At 39.7% G+C, this 23565-nt stretch carries 17 protein-coding genes; all 17 read right to left on the bottom strand.

Going from position 1 to position 23565, the window contains the following annotated elements; genetic code table 11:
* Window positions 1-145 precede the first annotated feature (145 nt).
* The 17 genes from N8M16_RS03585 to glpK all read right to left on the bottom strand — a co-directional run bounded on the left by N8M16_RS03585 (window position 146) and on the right by glpK (window position 23505).
* Window positions 146-1030: an SPFH domain-containing protein gene (locus N8M16_RS03585; protein WP_004235732.1), complete on the bottom strand. Its 885-nt coding sequence runs from the start codon at window positions 1028-1030 to the stop codon at window positions 146-148.
* 164 nt (window positions 1031-1194) lie between these two features.
* Window positions 1195-2700: a zinc ABC transporter substrate-binding lipoprotein AdcA gene (gene adcA, locus N8M16_RS03590; RefSeq protein ID WP_049546879.1), complete on the bottom strand. Its 1506-nt coding sequence runs from the start codon at window positions 2698-2700 to the stop codon at window positions 1195-1197.
* 9 nt (window positions 2701-2709) lie between these two features.
* On the bottom strand, window positions 2710-3516 hold the full coding sequence (locus tag N8M16_RS03595) for a metal ABC transporter permease (RefSeq protein WP_000950030.1): 807 nt from the start codon (window positions 3514-3516) through the stop codon (window positions 2710-2712).
* Window positions 3509-4213: a metal ABC transporter ATP-binding protein gene (locus tag N8M16_RS03600; RefSeq protein WP_001269496.1), complete on the bottom strand. Its 705-nt coding sequence runs from the start codon at window positions 4211-4213 to the stop codon at window positions 3509-3511. The genes N8M16_RS03595 and N8M16_RS03600 overlap by 8 nt, the downstream gene beginning before the upstream one ends.
* Entirely contained in the window at window positions 4213-4653 is a 441-nt protein-coding gene (adcR, locus tag N8M16_RS03605) for a zinc-dependent transcriptional regulator AdcR (protein ID WP_001249308.1), read from the bottom strand. Before adcR ends, N8M16_RS03600 begins: the two co-directional genes overlap by 1 nt.
* 330 nt (window positions 4654-4983) lie before the next feature.
* Complete coding sequence (locus N8M16_RS03610; protein ID WP_261069640.1) at window positions 4984-9984, bottom strand: SIALI-17 repeat-containing surface protein; 5001 nt, start codon at window positions 9982-9984, stop codon at window positions 4984-4986.
* A gap of 98 nt (window positions 9985-10082) precedes the next feature.
* The gene (locus N8M16_RS03615) at window positions 10083-11327 is read right to left on the bottom strand and encodes a glycosyltransferase family 4 protein (protein WP_261069641.1); all 1245 of its coding nucleotides are present in this window, start codon (window positions 11325-11327) and stop codon (window positions 10083-10085) included.
* A gap of 3 nt (window positions 11328-11330) precedes the next feature.
* Window positions 11331-12917, bottom strand: a complete 1587-nt coding sequence (locus N8M16_RS03620) for a glycosyltransferase family 52 (protein ID WP_261069642.1) — start codon at window positions 12915-12917, stop codon at window positions 11331-11333.
* Between the two features lie 264 nt (window positions 12918-13181).
* Window positions 13182-14450: a D-alanyl-lipoteichoic acid biosynthesis protein DltD gene (gene dltD, locus N8M16_RS03625; RefSeq protein ID WP_261069643.1), complete on the bottom strand. Its 1269-nt coding sequence runs from the start codon at window positions 14448-14450 to the stop codon at window positions 13182-13184.
* Window positions 14443-14682, bottom strand: a complete 240-nt coding sequence (gene dltC / locus N8M16_RS03630) for a D-alanine--poly(phosphoribitol) ligase subunit DltC (RefSeq protein ID WP_000351967.1) — start codon at window positions 14680-14682, stop codon at window positions 14443-14445. Before dltC ends, dltD begins: the two co-directional genes overlap by 8 nt.
* Before the next feature lie 12 nt (window positions 14683-14694).
* Window positions 14695-15939, bottom strand: a complete 1245-nt coding sequence (gene dltB, locus N8M16_RS03635; RefSeq protein ID WP_261069644.1) for a D-alanyl-lipoteichoic acid biosynthesis protein DltB — start codon at window positions 15937-15939, stop codon at window positions 14695-14697.
* A complete protein-coding gene (gene dltA, locus N8M16_RS03640) occupies window positions 15936-17486 on the bottom strand; it encodes a D-alanine--poly(phosphoribitol) ligase subunit DltA (protein WP_261069645.1) in 1551 nt (516 codons plus the stop codon). Before dltA ends, dltB begins: the two co-directional genes overlap by 4 nt.
* A 20-nt stretch (window positions 17487-17506) precedes the next feature.
* The gene (locus N8M16_RS03645) at window positions 17507-17638 is read right to left on the bottom strand and encodes a teichoic acid D-Ala incorporation-associated protein DltX (RefSeq protein ID WP_000813667.1); all 132 of its coding nucleotides are present in this window, start codon (window positions 17636-17638) and stop codon (window positions 17507-17509) included.
* 310 nt (window positions 17639-17948) lie between these two features.
* Window positions 17949-19127 (bottom strand): ryptide export MFS transporter, encoded by a 1179-nt coding sequence (locus N8M16_RS03650; RefSeq protein ID WP_000071445.1) that lies wholly within the window; start codon window positions 19125-19127, stop codon window positions 17949-17951.
* 227 nt (window positions 19128-19354) lie between these two features.
* Window positions 19355-20059 carry an MIP/aquaporin family protein gene (locus N8M16_RS03655; protein ID WP_000980817.1) on the bottom strand — a complete coding sequence of 235 codons (705 nt, stop codon included), beginning with the start codon at window positions 20057-20059 and terminating at the stop codon, window positions 19355-19357.
* 69 nt (window positions 20060-20128) lie between these two features.
* Window positions 20129-21955 (bottom strand): type 1 glycerol-3-phosphate oxidase, encoded by a 1827-nt coding sequence (glpO, locus tag N8M16_RS03660; RefSeq protein ID WP_049546889.1) that lies wholly within the window; start codon window positions 21953-21955, stop codon window positions 20129-20131.
* 41 nt (window positions 21956-21996) lie between these two features.
* The gene (gene glpK / locus N8M16_RS03665; protein ID WP_000076788.1) at window positions 21997-23505 is read right to left on the bottom strand and encodes a glycerol kinase GlpK; all 1509 of its coding nucleotides are present in this window, start codon (window positions 23503-23505) and stop codon (window positions 21997-21999) included.
* Window positions 23506-23565: the final 60 nt, after the last annotated feature.

Genomic DNA, 23565 nt, shown 5'->3' on the forward strand with positions numbered 1-23565 from the left:
TATCACAAAACAAAAGCGCTTTCAACACTTCCTCCATCACTCCCTAAATACTCAGAAAAGATTCTATAATTTGTGGAGGAGGATTTTAATCCTCAAAGCTACAAGGGTAATACAAAAAGAGCCTGACTCCAGGCTCTTTAGTCTATTATTTCTTCTCAGCACGAAGGGCTGACAAGATTTGTGTACGGATATCATCCACACCATTTGGCGTATTTGGTAAAAAGATCGTTTGATTGCCTTTAGAGGCAAAGGTATTCAAGGTATCCAAATACTGGTTGGTCAAAAGAATGGACATGATTTGCTCTTCTGTCATACCAACATTGGCTTCCTTGAGTTCTGTGATAGACTCTGCTAATCCATCCACAATCGCTTTACGTTGTTGGGCAATCCCCACACCATGAAGGCGGTCTTTTTCTGCTTCTGCTTCAGCTGCAGTGACGATTTTAATCTTGTCTGCTTCCGCCAATTCTTGCGCTGCGACCCGCTTACGTTGCGCCGCATTGATTTCATTCATGGATTGCTTAACTTCTGCATCTGGTTCGACCTTAGTAATCAAGGTTTTCACGATAATATAACCGTAAGTAGTCATTTCTTCTGCTACTTGGTGTTGAACTTCAAGGGCAATCTCATCTTTTTTCTCAAACAATTCATCCAAGGTTAATTTGGGAACAGAAGAGCGAAGAGCATCTTCGATATAAGATTTAATCTGAGATTCTGGACGCATGAGTTTATAGTAGGCATCTGTCACGCTCTGCTCATTAACACGGTACTGAGTCGCTACATTCATCATAACAAACACATTATCCTTGGTTTTAGTCTCAACCACAATATCGCTTTGCAACAAGCGCAACTGAATCCGCGCTGCAATCGAGTCAATCCCAAAAGGCAAGCGAATATGAATACCGCTATTGGCAACCTTTTGGTATTTCCCAAAGCGTTCAATAATCGCCACCGACTGCTGACGAACCACATAAACTGTACTCAGTGTGACTATCACCAATAGGAGCACACAAACCACCACAAAAATCATCAAAAATGTTGCCATTATCGTGACCTCCATCATTATTTTTCCTGTATTATAGCACATTTAAAGAAGGCTGTGCAGTTTTAACTGCGATTTTTAAAAATAAAATGTTAACCATCTATTTTGTAACTAAAAAGATAGCCTCATACAAAGCTATCCTTTGATTCTCATCAATGCGCCAACATTTCTTGAGCGATTTCTTGGCCAGATAGGTTATCTGGGTAGTAGGTTGGCCAGTTATCCATTTCTTCAAAGAGGGCTTCTTGGCTTGTGCCTCCAAAGAAGATATGGAAATGTTCTGCCTTAACTGGGGCGATATTGTGGTCACTAAACTGAACATACTTGAACTGTCCAGCGTCTGCATCTGTGGCTTCAAAGAGGAAGCGCACGCCACGATTGCCTTTCTTGTAAGTCAAGATTTTCTTACCAACATACTTGTAGGTGAATTTCTTACTTTGTCCACCTTGAACAAATTCCATAGTATTATCAGAAATGTTGATCTTAGTGACATCTGTCTGATAGCCTTTTGTATAGTAAGCCTTGTACTCAGCCTGAGTCATCTTACCAGTCAACTTAGACTTGTAGTCAAAGACTTGGTCAAACGTACCATCTTCAAGGAAAGGATAAACTGATTGCCAGTTACCTACATAGTCACTCAAGGTGCGGTCCTTGACGTCTGCATCCTCGAAGTAACCATTTTGAACTGTCTTGGTATCCTCTGCCTTTTCAGGCTCAATTGCTGGGCCTTCTTGGTCCGTTGTTTGTTTCAGAGCCTTGAGGTTTTTCTCCATAACGGAGATGTAGTTTTCGCCAGCCTTGGTATCCTCTTCTGTCAGACTTTCTAAAGGATTGAGGACATCTGTTTTGACACCTGCTTCTTTTGAAAGTGTGTTAGCAAGTGCTTGTGAAGCATTTTCTTCAAAGTAGATATAGGCAATTTTATTTTTCTTGACGTACTCTGTCAATTCTGCCAGACGAGCAGCTGATGGTTCTGCATCTGGAGAGAGACCTGAGATTGCGACTTGTTTGAGTCCATAGTCCAAGGCAAGATAGTTAAAGGCTGCGTGTTGAGTCACAAAGCTCTTTTGTTTGGCTTGAGACAAGCCTTCTGCATAAGCCTTATCCAAGGCTTGCAATTTTTCGATATAGGCAGCAGCATTCTTTTCAAAGGTCTCTTTTTTATCAGGATAATCTGCTGACAAGCTATCACGGATGTGCTCTACAAGTTTAACGGCACGAACTGGTGATAACCAAACATGGGGATCGTACTCATGGTGATGGCCTTCTTCTCCATGGTCATGGTCTCCCTCTTCTTCCTCACCACCTGGCAAAAGCAACATATCGCCTGTCGCCTTGATGGTTTTGACCTTTTTCTTATCCAAAGTATCTAGCAATTTAGGGACCCATGTTTCCATGTTTTCATTTTCATAAACGAAGGTATCTGCGTCTTGGATTTTGGCAACTGCCTTGGCAGACGGTTCATATTCATGGGGTTCTGTACCAGCACCGATGAGGAGTTCTACATTAGCAGTATCTCCTGCGACTTGCTTGGTAAATTCATAGACAGGGTAAAAGGTTGTCACAATATTTAGTTTGCCATCTGCCTGCTTTTGATTGGAACAAGCCACTAAAAACAAGGCACATAGACTGGCGAACAATAAGCTAATTTTTTTCACGTTAGTCTCCTATTTGATAAAACGTCTTACTAAACTAATAAGTAAAAAGACAGTTACAAAAATAATGGTAATACTTGCACTTGCAGGTGTTTCTGCATAGTAGGAAATGTAAAGTCCTGCTACCATTCCCAAAAATCCAATAGCACTGGCAAGCAGCATAACCGATTTAAAGTTTTTCCCGAGACGCAGGGCAATACTGGCTGGCAAGACCATAATGGTCGATACCAGAAGAGCTCCCGCAGCTGGAATCATAAGGGCAATGGCCACCCCCGTCACCATGTTAAAAAGAATGGACATGGTACGAACTGGCAAGCCATCCACAAAGGCCGTATCCTCATCAAAGGTCAAAATGTACATCGGACGAAGGAAGAGGAAGGTCAAAATCAAAACAACCGCCGCAATGACAAAGAGGGAAATAACCTGCTCTTCGCTGATAGTCACGATTGAACCAAAAAGATACTGGTCCAAACTCATAGAACTCGAGCTTTTACCCTTGCTCATGACAATCAGAGAAACAGCCAGACCCGTTGACATGAGGATAGCTGTCCCGATTTCCATAAAGCTCTTGTAAACCGTACGGAGATACTCCAGAAAGACCGCCGCAATCAAGACAATAGCAATAGTGGAAATAGTCGGAGAAATCCCTAGTACCAGACCAAAGGCTACACCTGAAAGTGAGACGTGGCTGAGGGTATCACTCATCAAACTCTGACGGCGCAAGATAAGGAAGGTCCCCAATACTGGCGAGAAAAGACTCATGGCAATAACGGCCAGAAAGGCACGTTGCATAAAGTCATAAGATAACAAACTAAGCATGGCCCACCTCCTGATCATTCTCATGAACGTTGAAACAACGCCATGGCGAGTCTTGGTTACGGACTAGATGAATATTGCGGTCCGCATAGTCCTTAACTTCTTCAGGGTCATGGGTAATCATCAAAACAGCCTTGCCATGATGATGGGCGCTGTGGTGCATGAGTTCGTAAAATTCGTTTTTACTTCCTGCATCCATCCCCGTTGTCGGCTCATCTAGGATAAACACATCTGGATCCGAAGCAAACATACGCGCGATCACCGCTCGCTGCTTTTGTCCTCCAGATAGAGACCCCAAGCGTTTGTCTCGGTGTTCCCACATTCCAACTGAGTCCAGACTAGCCTTGATATGCTCCTCATCATGAGCATTCAAACGACGGAACCAGCCTTTTCGCGGATAGCGACCCGACTTGACAAATTCATAAACCGTACTTGGAAAACCAGCGTTAAAACTGGCAATCTGTTGAGGAAGGTAAGCTATTCTCAATTTCTTACCCTGCGTATTTGTCTTTGAAATGGTCACCTTTCCAATGCGTGGCTGGAGGATTCCAAGACTGGCCTTAATCAGTGTCGTCTTAGCTGCTCCATTTTCCCCTGTCAAGGTAACAAATTCCCCACTATCAACACTATAATTGATATGTTCAAGAACGGGCTCCTTATCATAATAGAAGGATAAATCCTCTACCGTAATGTATCTCATTATTTGATTTCTCCTACTAAAGCAGTCAAAAACCGCTGAATCACTTTTTGTTCATTTGGAGTAAACTGAGTTGCCACTTGTTCATAGGTTAAAAGTGTATGCTCATGGTGATGATGGTGCTCCTCAGCGATTGGACGAGCCAAATCAGTCAACTGATAAAAAATCACACGCGCATCCTTAGGATCTTTAGATGTTTCCAACATCCCTTCCTTGACCAAAGACTTAATGGCCTTGGTAACTGCTGCCTGACTGACATTGAGGCGACGCGCCAATTCTGAATTTGTTAAAGATTCCTCTGACAAGAGCATAAGAATGTGCTCCTGAGTATTGGTCAGGGCCACCTCGCTAGTACAATGACCTATTAGGATTTCATGCTGATTTTCTGCCTGCAAAATCACCTCATTCAAAAAAGCATCGATATCCTTCGCTAGCTGTCTCATATCTGACTCCTTTCCTTTTGGACTTCTCTTTTTTAAGAGAAAAATACTATTCTTTGAAATTTTATTTACTGGTTAATTATATCACAACCAAAAAAAGAGTCAAGAAAAAACGTGAAAACCAGTTTCATTCTTGAACTCTTCTTTCATTTTCCAATCGAAATTCCTTTATATTACCATCATAAGTCGTCCGGTATCTGAATCTATTGTTGAAAATACAACTCTTTTTCTTCTAATTATATATAAAATGGAGAAGACCTAAGTCTTCTCCAAATACATACCTTACCTCACTCAAGAGGTCTAGCTATTTATAGCTAGAGGATCGTTAAAATTTTACTCACTATCCTTCTTACGAAGAACGATACTTAAACCACTCAACATTCCAACAAATCCAAATGCTGCCAAGGCTGCGTTCGATTCCGTACCAGTATTTGGCAATTGAGTTACCTCAGTTGATGGAGCTGGGTAAGTGTTTCCATCTGGATTGTAATTTGAAGGTACTGGTTTGTTCGAAACTTCCGGTGTTTCCGAATCTTCTGCCACAGGTACAGGTGGTTTTGGAGTCTCGTTTCTTTGAGGTGTTGGAGTTGGTTGTGGTGTAGGTGCAGGAGCTGGATTTGGCTCTGGAGTTGGAGTCGGAGTTGGCTGAGGTTTTGGTTCTTCAGGAATCTTCAGCTCTGGAATCTCCACAGTTGGCGGATCTAACGGAACTACTCCACCTTCAAATTCTGGCACTTCAACTTTTGGAGCATCAATTTGCATTACATATTGGTAAACAATTGTAGTTACTCCTTCTTTAACTAAACCTTTTTCCTCTACAGTATTTTTGAATTTATCACCAGCTGGAAAAACACGTTTAAGTTTGAATGTTACTCCATCTACCTCGATAGTCTCAGGAGCTGTCACAGCATACTCTTCTCCTGTAGCTTTGTAAGTCGTTTCTTCTTTATCACCAGTAGTTATAGTTGTCGCTTCAGCTACAATGACATTGTTCTTAGCTACTACATCATCCGCAAGGAAGTTTTCATTAATATCTACGAATTTAACGATAACTGTTCCTTTTTTGTCTTTTGCGTAATCACGTACACTGTTTGGTTTATTTTGAGAATACTTAACAACAACCGCTGAATCTTTAGATTCATGTGTCACAGCTAATTCATCTACCTTAGCTTTATCCACAGTGTAATCTTTGATTTCTGGCGATGCTACTTCAGCAAGTTTTTGTTCTTTAGTCCACTCGCTTGTGTATACTACTTCACCTGTTCTACTGTTGATTTCTGCAGTTCTTGTAAAGCGAGCAGTTTGTTCAACTGGCGCACTTGCTTCCTGACCTGCTTTTGGTCCATTTTCATAAACATAAGTAATGTTACGTTTCACTTCTGTTAGTAGACCTAGATCTTTGTAGGTACGACCTTTTGGATCGTTAGGAATTTTATCCTCTGGTTTTGGAGGATTTTGTTCTCCATTGTTAGGCTTCGTTGGATCTACTGGAATAATGTAGTCATATTGGTATACAACTGTCGTAGTCCCTTCTTTCACCCTACCTGTTTCTTCTAATACATTGTTGTATTTATCAGAAACTTCATATACACCACTGTATTTGTATTTCTTACCATTAGCTTCGATAACATCTTTACGGTTTGCTACAGTGCTGTATTCTTCATTTGTTGCTGTATATGTAGTCTCTTCACGATCTGCGTAAACTTTTGTCATTGCTTTTTCAACAATAACATTATCTTTAACAGTTACCGCTTCACCGATTTCATTTCCTTGACCATCAACATACTTAACAACTACAGATCCTTTTTTATCTTTTGCTTCATCATGTTCGATAATTTCGGGATTTTCACGATATTTAACAACTTCACTACTATCACTAGATTCGTGTGTTACAGGTAATTCTGCTACTTTTTCTTTATCAACTGCATATTTATCGATTTTTGGTGATACTACTTCTGCAAGTTTTTGTTCTTTTGTCCACTCACTTGTGTAGACCACTTCACCAGTTCTACTGTTGATCTCTGCAGTTCTTGTGAAGCGTGCATTTTGGTTAACAGGTGCACTAGCTTCTTGGCCTGCTTTTGGTCCATTTTCGTAAACATAAGTGATATCACGTTTGACTTCTTTTAAGAGACCTAAGTCTTTGTATGAACGGTTTTGTGGGTCATTAGGAATCTTATCCTCTGGTTTTGGAGGATTATTATCACCTTCATTAGGCTTAGTTGGATCTACTGGAATAACGTAATCGTATTGGTATACAACTGTTGTAGTTCCTTCTTTCACCTTACCTGTTTCTTCTAATACGTTGTTATACTTATCAGAAACTTCATACACTCCACGGAAGACATATTTCTTACCATCTTTAGTGATTGTATCAACTTTCTTTTCAACAGTATTGTAGTTTACATCATTTTCTGTTACTTCATCACGTGTTGAAAGTACAACCTCTCCTGACTTAGTAGCGTATGTTTTCGTTGTTTTAACAACTGCATCCGTCACTACATTCGCAGAATCTTTGATTTCATTACCATCAGCATCAACGTACTTAACAACTACTGAACCTTTAGCTTCAGTTACAGTCGGAGTTGCATCTTCTTTTTTATCTAACACATAGCTGTAGATAACGTGTTTTTCACCTTCAGTTACGTCTCCTGTTGCTGGAGCTGAGTCAGATGTTGGTCCTACATATTTATAGACTAACCCTGTAGCTTCATCTTTTAGCGTTGGGTATTGTTTATCAGTAGTGTCGTATTTTTCAGTAACTGCGCGTTTTTCTTTACGTTCAGATACTTTTACACCTTTTGAGTAAGTTACGTACGTATCTTCATACTCTAAAGGAACATTGTTTTTCACCACTTCTGTTTCTTTTAATGTTTTTAACGTTCCATCTTCGTTGATCACAACGTGTTTCACATCAACAGAACCTGTTTTTGTAACTTCTGATTTAGACGGGGTTTTCTCTTCTTCACTTACTAGACGGTATTCGTAAACAACTTCTGTAGTTCCTTCCACGACTTTACCACTAGCAGCTGGAGAACCTTGTTTTAGACCTACATACTCGTATGTGAATCCAGTATCCGCATCTACTAAGGTTGGATATTGTTTTGGAGTTGTGTCGTAGTTTTGTTCAACTGGTTTAACATCAGTACGTTCATCTACTTTTGTTTCACCAGAATATAGGCTTACGATAGTTTTTGTTTCAAGCGTTACATTATCTTTGTCAGTTTCTGATTTTAATTGTTTTCCATCAGTTGTTACATACTTGATAACGACACTACCTTGTTTAGTAGCTGTTGCTTCTCCCGCTTCTTCTTTTGTAATCTTCAAGTTGTAGTAATGTGTAACTACTGGTTTTGCTTCACCCATTACTTTGTAAGCACGTACTGGTGTGATGATTTCTTTTGTATTGTACTCTGTTGTAGGGGTTGTCGTTACTTGCGTTCTTGTTCCTACTTCACGATCGATGATATATTTATTGTTTCCAATTGATGTGGCAGCTGTATTAAAATCATCATCGACTGTGCTATCTCCTGATACTGTAATCTTACCGTCTTGAGAGATTGTAATGGTTCCTTTTTTGAGTATTGTGCTTGTAGTTTTTTCTTCTGTCTTAGGATCTTCAGTAAAATCTACTTCAGGTATGCCATTATAAATAGGATATTCCTCTGTAACAACTTCACTATGTCCTTGAATATTAGCATCAGAATATTCTGGTTCAAAAGAATACTCTGTTGTTGTTGTGATTTTTTTATGTACTCCAGCTGTATCCTCTGTTTTTGAAGTTACATTTGTGAAACTTAAACGACCTAATGCATCAGGTAAAAATTTTAAATACTCACTTAACTTTGTCTCTTGTGGGAATAAATTATCATCAAGCGGAGCATGCTCTACAAGAGTTCCAGTAGTTCCAGATTTCTTTTCTAATAATCCAATTTCAACCGTTCCATCTTGGATTTTATCTTCTAATTCTTTCAGATGATTATCCAAACGTGTTCTAGCTGCTTGGACTTTCGCCTTGTTCTCTTCTCCTACAGCCACTTTTTCTAAATAATCTAAGGCTTTGTAATTAGCTAGGGCATAGTTTTTCAAAACATCTTTTAATGAAGAGTGGGCTGCATCTATTTTTCCTGGAGCGTATTCTTCTCTTGTTTCTGGATTATAGACATGTGGTCCATTGAAGTTTTCAATTCCCGCAAACCCATAGGTTGGATTCGAGCGCGGTGCTTCAACAATATCATCAGCTGTTCCAAAAATCCCATCCGCACCTGGTCTTCTATACTTAGCATAGTCGCCTACATCATTAGAATAATCTTCTGTACGATAAGAATTGTAGTCATTTTTAGCTAAAACGTACGTATCTGTACGTGAATTAACAGTTTCATAAGTAACAATACCTTTTTTAGTTACCTTAACTTCTTTACCTGCTCCAATAGCGTACGTATCTTTATCAAGAACAAGAACTGTATCCCCTTCTTCTAGCGTTACGTTTTCTTTCGTAAATTCTTTGGCATCTGCTTGACCGTTTTTCCACTGAGTTGCAGCATCCTCGTCACTAGATACTCCATTTTCAGCTACAACATACTTACCGTATTGCCCGTCAGCTGTTTCTTCTACTAGATAGACTTTCCCTTTTGTTTTAGTATAGTCAATCTCACCTAGCTTATTGTGCATTCCTTCTGGCGATACTCTTGCTTCGATGTTGTTGAAGTTTGTTTTGTCATAAGTTGCTTTATCCGCATTTTCGACTTCAGAACGTACGTATTCGTAAACTTTGTTGTTGGCTTCTACTGTATCTTTTTTACCAGTAGCTTCTGTAACAGCGTCACCTGTTTTAGTAACAGTTGATTCACGGTAGTCTTTTCCATCTGTGTCGTAAGAAAGACCTTTTTTATCGTAAGGAGTTGTAACTGAACCTTCTCCTGTCTTTACTGTTTCTGCAGGTTTTAAGTCTGATTTATCAGAATCAAGCTTGTAATTAACCGTTGCCTCTGATTTAAAGTTTAATACATCACTTCCATCAGCATCACCTGTATGGTTGTTGGCTTTTGTTGGTTCTGGCGTATCTTTAGCTAATACCGCATCAACTTTTACAGTTTTAGACGCATCACTGTCATCAGTAAACGTTGTGGCTTCTGTCGAAGCTACTTTCGATGTATCACTCACTAAAGTTACACTATCACCACCATTAGATGTAACAGCAGCAGCTACTGGACTTGCACCAACAGCTAAAGCCACACCTGTGGCCAAAATCGTTGCCCCGATTAACTTAGAATCAGTTCGACCATCTTTGTACTTACGAAGAGAAAATTTCTCTCGCTTATCTTTTGCAAACATAAAACTGCACCTTCCTAAAATTAAGACCTGAATACTATTAAGTACCAAACTATGAATTATGAAACTGTTTCCATAATCATACTATCTATTATATCACTTTATATGAATAATACACGCTTATATAACTCTAAAATATCAAATTTTTGATAGTCTTTTGAGAATGTTGAAGAGGGATAATCTCCTTCTTTTTGATGAGCCTTCACTAAGATAATTAATTCTCCAACATCTTTAAATCGTTTAATATTTATATCTCTACTCGCATAATATCTATGTGCCAAATCTGTATCTGACAAGAGGCAAACCAAGCCCATAGAAGAAGCTTCCACAGCCGCATTCGCAAAACATTCACTCATTGAGCAAGAGATATAACCTTGGTGCTTTTCATAAGGAACTTTTTCCAGAAAACCTGCATAATGCACATTAGGCGGTAAATCTTCTTTTTTATAGCCATCAGGTAAATTCCCATAAATTGTTAACTGGCTATCAGGAACTTGCCTAAAAGCCTCAATTGCCCATGCACAACGTTTAATAAAGGTCATATTCCCAACAATACACCAATCGGTGACTCTTGTATATTCTTTTTCCAAAACTCTATCCACAAACATTGGGGGTAAAAACTGAACCTTCTCTTTACCTAACATCTGCTCTAAAACAGGACTAGCTACTATATTCCTACACCAAGTTTGTAACACAAACTTCATCATAGGATCGAGAATATTATAATGAGTATAAGCAAATAGCTTTCTTCCCGTATTTTGGAAAAATTTCCTTAACTGCAGTGGATACTCATTAATCATATCAATGACAAATCTATCTTCTTGACTTGAATGTTCTGCCAAATAAAGATTCACCAATTGCCATTGAGTATAGGTCTCACCACTCCTTAGATTGTGATAGCGGTGATAATTTTCTCTCACATCACCCTTCAGTAGTTCTCCTTTACTATCGTAAAGAGTAAACTGTTTCTCTAGATAATCATAGCGATAGAGTAGTTGAGAGGTGTAACATTCAACATATCCTGCTTGATAGTAAACAAGACCTACATATCCTTCTTTCGTGTACTCTATTTTATGGACATCCTTTAATTCATCTAAAAAATCTTTTTTGACACTCGGTTTGTTTCTAGCCAAGTCAGATTGTTCAAAAATCACATGATAAAAATTCTCAAATCCGAGATTTTCTAGTGTTTCCACAAAATTTGGAACAAAATTTTCTAAATTTGTTAAAACAAGCTCTTGTTCTACTTGCAAACTTTTAAAAATTTCTTGACGAGCCAATTGACTTCTTTCAAAACCATAAGAGCTTACAGGAACTCCTTCTTTGATTGTAAATACTTTCACCATTATCTATTCTAAAACATCTTCTAATCTCAAACCACGACTTCTAGCCAATCTTGCACGGAAGGCCATACCTCGTTTATGTCTCTCTGACAGACGATAACAGGTCGTCACGATATTTAAAACCAAGGCATTATCCTTTGTCACCATACGAGACCACAAATGCCAGTCTTCAAACCCATCACAGTGCTCATCATACCCCCCTGCTTCCTCATAGGCGGCACGCTTAAAAATAACTGTTGAATGATTAAATACATTTCTATAGGCAAGCTCTAGCCATAACTGTTCTCCAAATAAATGATTATAATTATTTCGCTTTATTTTATTCGTTATCTCATCTTCCTCTACAATGACTTTAGCTCCAATAATATCCAATTGAGGATTCGTTTCCAATTCATGCAATAGAAGATCTAGATGCCAAGGCATCCAAATATCATCTGAATCTTGCCTTGCCACATAATCCGTTTGGGATATCCTTACCCCATCATTCAAACTTTTTGAAATCCCATGATGGCTGTTTTTCACATACTGGATACGTTGGTCCGCTAGATAAGCTTGACAAACCTCCTCAGTATGATCTGTCGAACCATCATCGATAATGAATAATCGAAAATTTTCATGAGTTTGATTTAAAATAGAGTCAATAGTCTGACCGACGGTCGTTGCCCCATTATAGACTGGCATAATAATATCAATACAAGTATCAGATAGGGATAAAGTGTGATAAGGAACACCTAACCTTGCAAAGGCATCTGATTCATGTGTTGTTAAGAAGGTACGATAGCCATGCACAGAGACACCTTCGATATCTTTTATCAACAAAAGAGAAGTTGAATAAAAGCCATGTACATCAACAAACTCATACTTTTCTAACAAAAGATAGATTTCTTCTTCAAAACACAAATCAGATTCCACTTTGTCAGCTGTGTTTAAATCTAATCCTACTCTCGGATGAGGATAGTATCTGACAGAATCGAGCCCAGATAGTATTTTTCCTGTCAATCGCTTGCTTAGTTCAATATCTCCCAAATCAAAAGGAGATCCGAGCGCTTGACCTAGAAACACAGTAATCTTCTTGCCATTTTTAGCTCTCTGGAACCCTTTAGGCTCTGTCGAAAAGTTCAAGATTTCCTGCTTTTCTTTCGGGAAAAGAATGCACTCTTTAAATACTGTATAATGTTTCTTTGAATAAGACATGATATCACTCAAGGTGAAATTTGTATGTTCTATAAGCCTATCTAGATTTTGCGTATACATATTAAGCGGAACAACTGAAGTACTACCATCATCAAAAGTATACAAATTCATGCTATCAGGATTAAAAATATTGAGAGCAATAGGATTATCTAAACTAGCTAAATATAATTTTTTGATTTCTTTATCTCGTAAAAAAGTATGCACCTTTTCCAGAATATTTCTTCCCTCAAGTACAAAAACTTCCTCACAAAAATCTTGCATCTTCTTAGCATAAATAGACTGTCGCTTATCATCTGACATTTTTAAATAAATCCCGATAAAATTTTCCGAGACAACTTTAGCTACTTCTTTAGCAACTAACACTTGAAACGGAGATGTGCAAAAGATTATATTTTTCAAATTTAACTCCTTATAAAATTCTTACCAATTCATTCATTTGGATTTAAACATCTCTTACCTAAAATTATAGCATATAATCTGACCTCTATCCAACATAAGAAAAGCCAAGTAAATACTAGATATACAACTCCAATAAATCTTAAATTTCTAGTTTCTGATAATTCTTTTATATTTAGAATGATGTAAGATAAACTAAAAATTTGAAATAAAAAACTCTAGAAGTCAGATACGCAATCCAATTTCTAGAGTCACTTCTATATTCGTCTATTGAAATTCCTTGACATCTCCATCATAAGTCGCCCAATCTTTACTGAAAAAGCGCTCATTCAGATGGTAAGTCGGAGCTGGGGTGGGATTGGATAGGAAAGGATCAACGGCTTTGTCAAATGCCAACCAACCCAACCAACCAAGGTGAATGGTGTCCTTCATAAAGAAAGCTTCCCCACCGTCCTTAGAAAAATCTGCTATATTGGTAAACCCTTGACTTTCTAACTGGTAGCGAATCTTCTGCACCGTTTGTTGGTACATATCTTCTCGTAAACCAGCATAGTCCATCCATTTTTTATTAACAGGTGGAATGATAAAAATCGGGTTTACCTTGGATTTAGAAAACTGGGTTAACACCAACTGCAAGTCATTATATTCTGGCGACTTGAGGTAGGTAAAGTTTTTCTGAGAATCCTTTAATTTCTTCAAATCCTTCTTAATCTGCGTATTATAGAAATAATTTTCCATTCCCAGATCATTATTGGAAGTATTCTTTTCAGCATCTGCTTTAACGACATCTTCTATAGCTTGATAAGAAAACTGGTCTGGCAAGGTCTTTAAATACTTAACTACATGCTTATCATAATTGACATAGCCTCTAACTGAAAACTGACCAAAAAAGGAAGCTTGGCGTTCATTAAACCGAGCCAATAATTCAATCATTTCATTGTCTGCAGACGACAATTCTTCTTTACTTGCCAACTTCTGAACCATATTCTTCATAGCTACGGTTGGGAACTGCTGCAGTAAGCGAGTCGCTGCATATTGACTAGCCTGGTCTCCAGATTGATGTTCCAGAAAACTGGTCAACTGGTCTCCATTAAAATACTGCTGAAAAGCTGCTGGCTCATAGCCATTTTTACTAAACCACTGGGGCGAGATAACATATACAACTTGTTTATTCTCCAGTTGTGGCAACATCTGTTGCATCCCAAAATACTGATTGAGCGAGGCAGCTCCCCTCTGTCCTAAAAGATAGGGGCGATAAGAGCGGTTGTATTTCTCAGCCAATACCGCAGGATGGGCACCGTCAAAACGAAGCCATTCACTAGAGCCAAAGAAGGGAACAAAACGCATATTTGGATCAGATAGGGCTCTGACCTTTTGACTTCGCTCCTTAAAACTATCGATAGTAGTAGCCACCGCCGAACGCTTTTCAGCTCCCAGATCATGATTCATCTCAGCAGGATAGAAAAAGATAAGCAGACAAACCAACAAACCAGCTATCAAGACCGGTCCGAAGATCATCCATAAGCGTTTAAGCATTTTGTAGCTCCACAATACCAGCTATGATTTTATTAGCTGTATTCCAGTCATCGCGACCAAACTCTGTTACAGGGACACGAATGTCAAAACGGTTCTCAATCTCCACAATCAACTCAACCGTTCCCATACTATCCAAGACACCTGCATCAAAAAGATCTTCATCCATCATGTCAGAAACATCTTCCATAAACAACTCATCAATAATTTCGATAACTTCTGATTTGATATCCATATTTTATTTCCTTTATTTTTTAAACCATAAATCATTCAAAAATCCAGAAAAGATTAAGAATGACAGCATGACGACATGGAAGGTGATAACCATGCCAAGCAACTGAATCCAACGATTCTCAGGTAGAGCAGGCTTCCCTGCTTTTTTCCGTTCCTTATTGAGTGTTTTTTTCTTACGAACCCAAGCGTCATTGATGACCAGTCCAATCCCATGAAAGAGTCCATAGGCGATGTAGTACCAGGTCACACCGTGCCAAAATCCCATAATCAGCATATTGACAATGTAGGCCACACTTGAGGTTATATTGCGATTCTTAAAGACCTTCTTTCTGGTTAACACCATCACCATTCGCATAAAGACAAAGTCACGGAACCAGAAAGATAGACTCATGTGCCAACGATTCCAAAACTCCTTCAAATCCCTTGATAAAAAGGGCTTGTTAAAGTTGATGGGGCTACGGATTCCCATTAAGTTTGAGATAGCCAAGGCAAACATAGAGTACCCTGCAAAGTCAAAGAAGAGCTCCAGACCAAAGGTATACATGACTGCCAAGGCATAGTGGTTAAAGAAACCACCTGACTGCAAGGCTAGATTCTTCAGAGGAGGGAGTAAAGTTTCTCCTAAAACATGAGCTAGGATAAACTTGTACAAAAATCCCCACATGATATAGCGAACAGATTCATCCAGCATATCCATCAACTCATCCCGCTCAGGAATGGTCTGATAATTTTCATTAAATCGCTTAAAGCGATCGATTGGGCCACTTGAAAAAGTCGGCATGAAGAGAAGAAAACGGAGGAATTCCCAGAGGGTAAAATCCTTAATCACTCCATCTCTCAGTTCGATGATAATCCCAACCGAACGAAAGGTCAGATAAGAAATTCCCAAAAATCCCAGCAAAGACTGCGTTCCATTGACAGCTGGCTGCACCTTGACAAAGATAATCGGAAGGAGGGACAGAAAACTAACTAGGTAGAAGACCCACTTGCCATCCTTACTTTTTCGATAATGCTTGTAGAAGAGTACGAGCAATATTTCCCAGCAAAGGTAAGTACCCAAAGCAACCAACTGATTAGTCTTCCCACCTACCAACATGGTGACGACAAAGAAGAGACTAACCAGTACTTCATACCAGGCAAAGCGTTTCTTGAAAAAGAGACCGATAAAGATAGGCAAGGTTGCAGCAATCACATAGACAAAATACTGAGGATTCCCATATGGCTCTAAATGAGGAAGCTGTTGAAAGAACTCCATCATCTCTTATTCACCTCGTTAATCAATCCTTTGATGTCAATTTTTCCATTTGGAGTCAGTGGCAAACTGTCTCGATAAAGGAATTTAGATGGCATCATGTAGGACATCATGATATCTGTTAAATCTTCCTTGATAGCCTTGGTAATATCAATATCTCGCTCAAACTGCTCACGAACACCGTCTTTCAAGATGACATAAGCCAATAGATTTTGCACCTTGTGGTCTTTATTATAACGTGGCACAGCTACAGCAGACTCGATAAAGCGAGACTTATTGAGGTTTTGAGAGACATCTTCTAACTCAATGCGGTAACCGTTGAACTTAATCTGGAAGTCCATGCGTCCGCCGTAGAGAAGCAAGCCTTCATCTGTCATAGTTCCCACATCTCCTGTATGGTAGGCTGGCAGCCCTTCAAACTCAAAGAAGGCTTCTGCCGTTTTTTCAGGATTGTTCATATAACCTTTTGAAACGGCTGGTCCAGAAACAATGATTTCTCCCTGTTCGCCATTTGGCAATTTATTGCCTTCCTCGTCAATGATAAAGGTTGGAGAATCAGCCTTGGTATAGCCGATTGGTAGGCGTTTTAGAGTCGCTAGCATCTCGTCTGTCACAGCAACAGCTGACAGGGCTACTGTCGCTTCTGTTGGGCCGTAGGCATTTATAATACGGGCATTTGGGAAACGCTCACGCAGTTTTTGAGCCGTTTTGACCGTCAATTCTTCGCCATCAAAGTAGAAATGCGTGATTCCAGGCATTTTCTCACTATTAAAGTCTTCTGACAACATGGCCATATCCGCAAAAGAAGGCGTTGATGTCCAGATAGCGATTGGCAATGAAAAGATGGTCGCAAAGAGTTGCTTAAAGTCCTGAGTAATAGCTGAAGGAAGAGCGAAGAGCGTACCACCTAATGCCAAGGTCGGTGCCCAGTACATGACAGACAAGTCAAAAGAATAAGGTGGCTGAGCCAGCATTTGCGGACGACTTGGCGTCGCAAATTCCTTGTCCGTAATCATCCAATTGGTAAAGCTGAGGAGGTTATCATGTGAAATCTGCACTCCCTTAGGCTTACCAGTTGTACCAGAAGTAAAGATGATATAGTAATTATCATCGCCCTTGACTGGATGCGTGATCTTATAGCTAGTCCCTTGAGCAAAGGCTTCTTGAACCTGAGCTAGATTCAACATCGGTGTAGAAACCTGCTCCAATGGGAAGTCTGAAACAGCAATAATCAAGCTTGGCTCTGCTACTTCTAAAATAGCTGAAACTCGCTCCAAAGCCGAATGGCTATCAATTGGAATGTAGGCATGACCTGACTTAGTCAAGGCTACAAAAGTTGCCAACATTTCATATTCTTGGCCACCAAAAACAACCACAGGAGACTTCTCAGTCAAATCTAGTTGGTCAATGGCTGCAGCCAAACTATCCGAATCAGCCTTCAAATCTCCATAAGTGTGTTCCTGCCCCAAAACATTGTAAACAGGATAGTTAGGCTGTGTCTGAGCAAAATGCTCAATGGTTTCAATCATATCTACTATTGGTTTATTTGACACAATAGGAATTCTCCTTCAAGTTAAAATTCATTATAGATAAAGCTTCCTTGACCCTGACCAAGATAGCTAAAGAAGTAAAGTAGCCCCAGAAAGATAAGAAAATACAAGGCTGTCCGACCAAGAAAGAGGTACAATTCTTTTCTCTGTTTCATCAAGAAAAACCATTCATTTCTGTAATTTTTGCTAAATAAGATAGACTCTTACTATAGTATTTTTCTACCATTGTACCACTTTATAGGCTAGTTTTTCAATTGTTTACCGTACATTTTCACTAGATTTCAGCTTATTTTAAGGGTTATGCGCTTTTTCTATGTATATTTCAAGTAGAGTGATACTGTTTCAAAACTCCATTTCATGAGAAAATGAAGGAAATCTTCCCATAATAAAACGCACGATATCAAGTTTTTTCAACACCTGATACTATGCGATTTTCTGATTTTTAAAGACTTTTTAACTAGTCTCTCATTTAAAATAATCTCGTCTGATATAAATTAAAATAGCTTCTATCACCAGACAAATGGCCGATATCCAAAAACTGATACTAATACCAAAACTCTCAGTAATATAGCTCATTAGCAAAACAAATACTGAAAATGCTAGTGTCGAAATCACTTCCAGAACGGAATAGACATTAACCAAGTTATTTTCCTCTACTGTTTCCTGAAGAAATACACTTTCAGGAACTTCTTTTAGTTGCGATAACATACCAACTAAAGCTGAAAATACTAAAAACATCTGTGCATTTGGAAAATATAGAATAGTCAGTGTCACTATTGCCATGGCTACAAGAGGAAAAAGAATACTTTCCCATTTAGCAGCAAGAAACTTTTCAGATAGCCGAAAAGCAATTAAGCCACTAATTATAATCCCGATAGAATATGCTGTATTAGAATATCCCCAGTAACTTTCCGTTTCATTTAATAACTCAGTTACAAAGACAAGTATGATAGACGAAACCCAAATCGTATTTGAGAAAATTTCAAATAAATTTGCTGATACAAAAAGTCTTAATCTAGGATCTCTAGCAACTAACTTCCAACCTTTGAGCAAAATTTCAAGATTGGTCTCTGACTCTAGTACCTCCACTTCAGCGTTAGGCAGAAATAACATCAGAAAGCTAGAAATGATATACAAGATTAAAATGATAAACGTGGTAGGCAACAGACCAATTGTTGCAAACAAGAGTCCACCCAACCCCCACCCTACCAATTGAACAGCTTCACCAGTCATTGACAAGGCTGAGTTAGCCTTGCCCAAATCGGTCGCATAGCGCGGCACAATAGCATAGGAAACGGGTGCTGCAAAACCATCTAATATGGAAATTGCAACAACAAATAGATAGATCACCAAAGGCGCTACTGATTGCATTACGGTAAACATTCCTACCAGTATCGCCAATAATATAGTCTTTCCAAATTGGGATAAAGATAAAACCCTATTTAGCGCTATCCTTTTAGTAACTAAAGGAACTAAAAGACTTGCAACAAAAGAGGATATCCCTATTAAAATGGGAACTAGTGATGTGGCAATTACTGATTTTGAAATAATGTATATGTTAGCAATGATTGTTACTCTAAAGAAAATATCTGCTAAATTTGCAAACAATTGAGAGACTAACAATTTGATAAATGAATTAGACATATAGCTCTCCTATCTTAGTTGCCAACTTTGGAATTAAAATTTGATTTTTAATATTTTAGCATAAAATAGCAGAAAACAAAAGTGAGGTTTTTTACATGAGAAAGCAAAAGCTAGTGCCTTTATTCTTCCTATTTTTTGAAGGAATTATTATCGTTGGAGGCTAGCTCTAAGAAGTTATACTCAATGAAAAAAGCCTGAGATACTCATCTCAAGCTCTATTTTCTAAATTAGAAAAGTGAGAATACGAGAACGGCCAAGGCTGCTCCGATAACAGGTCCCACAACAGGAATCCAGGCATAAGACCAGTCTCCGTCTCCCTTGTTTGAAATTGGCAAAATGCTATGCATGATACGAGGTCCAAGGTCACGCGCAGGGTTCAAGGCATAACCTGTTGTCCCACCTAGTGATAGACCGATACCGACAATCAAAGTCCCCACTGCAAAGGTTCCGATTCCTGCTTGAAGGTCATAAAGTCCCAAAGCAAAGATTGTCAATACCAATACAAAGGTGCCAAGGATTTCGCTGATCAAGTTTGATACAGTATCTTTGATGGCTGGTCCAGTACTGAAGGTTGCCAGGATATTTCCTGCATTTTCTTCTGCCTCATAGTGAGGTTTGAATTGCAACCAAACCAAAATCTGACCGAGCATAGCCCCTGCGAACTGGGCTAGGATATAAGGGAATACTGATGCCCAAGGCAAGTCACCTTTTAAAGCCACACCAATTGTCACAGCTGGATTCAAATGAGCTGGACTGAGTTTTCCAGATACAAAGACTGCAACTGCAACTGCAATCCCCCAACCCATCGTAATCACAATCCAACCTGAGCTGTTGCTCTTGGTTTTTGGAAGAACAACACCAGCAACAACACCATTTCCTAGAAGAATTAGGATTAAAGTCCCTAGAAATTCTCCAAATAATTCATTCATCATCTTTCTGTCTCCATTAAAAAGAAGGGGCGGGCGACAAGGAAGCCTGCCCTCCACCTCTTTGATTTTTTCTTAATTTTTTAATTCTGCTAAATCATTGTTAGCGAGAGCCGCTTCGACATCCGCACGGTAAGTTGCTTTCTCATCTTCTGTCCAGTCATAGAATCGTCCCATTTCATCCAAAACTGGCTCAACGATGCTATCCAAGCTATCACGCATAAAGAGCATGTGGTTGGTACGACGAAGAAGGAAGTCAACTGGGCTAAGAGCCAACTCATTGCGCATTGCATAGTGAAGGGACAAGGTTTCCGCCAAGCTGAGTCCTGGTGCTTGTTCTAAACTATGAGCAAGAGCAAAGACCTTCGGTGCATTTGAACCGTAAAGATTTGCTAGGTAATGAGCTTCCTTGCTATCCAAACCACGTGACACTCCAAGTTGCGCAAAGGCTTCGATTTCTGAGTCTACATTTGCTGGGTTCAATTCTCCACCTGAAACAGGATATGTCTTAGAGTTGATGAGTTTAAAGCTGCGATCAAATTCTGCTTTGAGGATGTCAACCACACGCTCCATAGCTCCTTCAGCCATCTTACGGTAGTCTGTGATTTTACCACCAGCAAGAGTCAAGAGACCATTGTCATCACGGTCCAAGCTCGAACCACGTGAAACTGCAGATGGGTCCAAATGTTTCTCAGAGGTACTGCTTTCAAGCTTGCTGACAGCAGACTCAACATCTTCACGCGTTTTTTCTTTAGAGAGATAAGATTCAACAGTAGCAATCAAGTTGTTAAAGCTTTCATCACTGATGGTTCCGTTATTTCCTCCATTGTAGTCAGAAGCGCTATTGCCTGCGATCAATGGACGAAGACCTGCCCAGCTACTTTCGATATCATCAATGGTGATGTTGGCTTCTGGGAAGCGGTTGTTGACAATGCCAAGTAGGTAATCTACATCTTCCTGAGTTACTTTTGGATGTTCCAAATCACCTGTGTAGTCTGTATCAGTTGTACCAAAGTAAGTCTTGTTTTCACGTGGGAGAACAAAGACCATACGGCCATCACCCAAACCTGTATCAAAGTAAACTGGCTGTGAAACCTTGATCTTGCTTGAGTCCACTACCAAGTGAACTCCCTTAGTTGGACGCATTTGTGAGAATTGTGTTCCCTTATTAGACAAATTGCGCACCTTGTCGCTCCAAGGACCTGTTGTGTTAATCACCAGACGGGCCTTGATTTCAAAGACTTGGTCTGTCAAGAGATCACGAGCTACAACACCTGTAATCTTGCCACTTTCGTCAAAGAGGAAGCCTTCTGCCTTAACATGGTTGGCAATGAGGGCACCGTCTTGGTTGGCACGTTTTATGTTTTCAATCACGAGACGTGCATCGTTGTTACGGAAGTCAAGGTAAACCCCACCTCCTACCAAACCTTCTTTCTTCAAGTTTGGCTGGCGTTCCAAGACTTCTTCCTTACTCAAGACCTTGTTAGCAGCTGGTGTGTTGTTAACTCCTGCCAAAAGGTCGTACAAATCCATAGCTACTTTAAGACGGAAGAGGCTAAAGGTTGCTCCATCTTCATCGTAAACTGGCAAGAGCATTGGGTCCGGTTTTGGAATGTGTGGTGCGATTTGTTGAACCACTGCACGTTCAGAAACTGTATCTGATACTACTTCTACATCAAATTGCTTAAGGTAACGTAGTCCTCCGTGAACCAATTTTGTTGAACGACTGGATGTTCCTTCTGCGAAGTCCTGCATTTCAATCAAACCAGTATCTAGACCACTAGCTGCTGCCTGCAAGGCTACACCAGCCCCTGTAATTCCTCCACCGATAATCAAGAGGTCCAAGGTACGTTCCTGCATTTTTTGAATTGATAATTCACGTGTTTTCTTTGAAAATTCCATATTTACACACTTTCTAACTAAGTCGCTTTATTCTTCCAGTATTAGTCGTCTACTTCCGCAAAGACTTGCGTTGCTTTTACAGCCTTCTTCCAGCCCTTGTAGAGTTGTTCCTTGCGAGATTCGTTCATCGATGGTTCAAAGAGTTCTCCTGTCTCGTTCAAGAGTTTCAACTCATCCAAGTCTTTCCAATAGCCCACTGACAAACCTGCTAGGAAGGCTGCCCCTAGAGCTGTTGTTTCCAAGTTTTTGGCGCGTGCGATATCGATTCCCAAAATATCAGCTTGGAATTGCATGAGGAAATTGTTCATAGCTGCACCACCGTCTACTTTCAAGACTTGGATAGCTGTCTGCGCATCCACTTGCATCGTATCGATGATATCACGGACTTGATAAGCGATAGATTGAAGAGTTGCCTTGATAAAGTCTTCTTTACTTGTTCCACGAGTTAAGCCAAAGACAGAACCGCGGGCATTTTGGTTCCAGTATGGAGCACCTAGACCTGTAAAGGCTGGAACGACATAAACTTCATCATTGTTGTGAGAATCACGAGCGTATTTTTCAGATTCTGGTGAATTTTCCACCATGCGAAGACCGTCACGAAGCCATTGAATGGCACTTCCTGCGATGAAGATAGAACCTTCTAAGGCATAGTAAACCTTGCCATTGATACCGTAACCAATGGTTGTCAAAAGATTGTTCTCAGACAACTGCATCTCTTCACCAGTATTCATGATGATGAAAGAACCTGTTCCATAAGTATTCTTGACCATACCTGGTTCAAAGGCCAACTGTCCAAAGAGGGCTGCTTGTTGGTCCCCAGCCATACCTGAGATTGGCACTTGTCCACCATAGAAATGGAATGGAGCTGTCTTACCGTAGATTTCAGAGTTAGAACGAACTTCTGGCAACATAGCCTTTGGAATGTTGAGGATTTCCAAAATCTCATCATCCCATTTAAGTTCTTTAATGTTATAAAGCATGGTACGAGCTGCATTTGAGTAGTCCGTCACGTGAGCCGCACCGTCAGTCAATTTCCAAACCAACCAAGTATCGATGGTACCAAAGAGCAATTCCCCTTTTTCTGCTCGCTCTTGAGCACCTTCTACATGATCCAAAATCCAACGAACCTTGGTAGCAGAGAAGTAAGCATCGATGATCAAACCAGTCTTTTCATGGAATTTTTCCACATAACCTTGACTTTTTAGTTGTTCAGCCAAAGGAGCTGTCTGACGTGATTGCCAAACGATAGCATTGTAGATAGGGAGCCCTGTTTTCTTATCCCAGACGACAGTTGTTTCACGCTGGTTGGTAATCCCGATTGCTTCGATTTGATTTGGCTTGACACCACTTTCGATGAAAGCACCCGCAATAACTGACTGAACAGAGTTCCAAATTTCATTGGCATTGTGCTCTACCCAACCTGCCTGAGGGAAAATCTGGGTAAACTCTTTTTGACTCGAGCTAACTTTTTCTCCTTTTTTGTTGAAAATAATGGCACGAGAACTTGTAGTTCCCTGGTCAATGGCCATAATGTATTTTTCTTGTGACATGTGCTGTCCTCCTGATAAAGATCTTGAGGATGTTTCCTCTTTACACTAACTAGTATACAA

Origin of the sequence: Streptococcus mitis (genome assembly GCF_946188375.1) — a bacterium.
GTDB classification, from domain to species: Bacteria; Bacillota; Bacilli; order Lactobacillales; family Streptococcaceae; genus Streptococcus; species Streptococcus mitis_CX.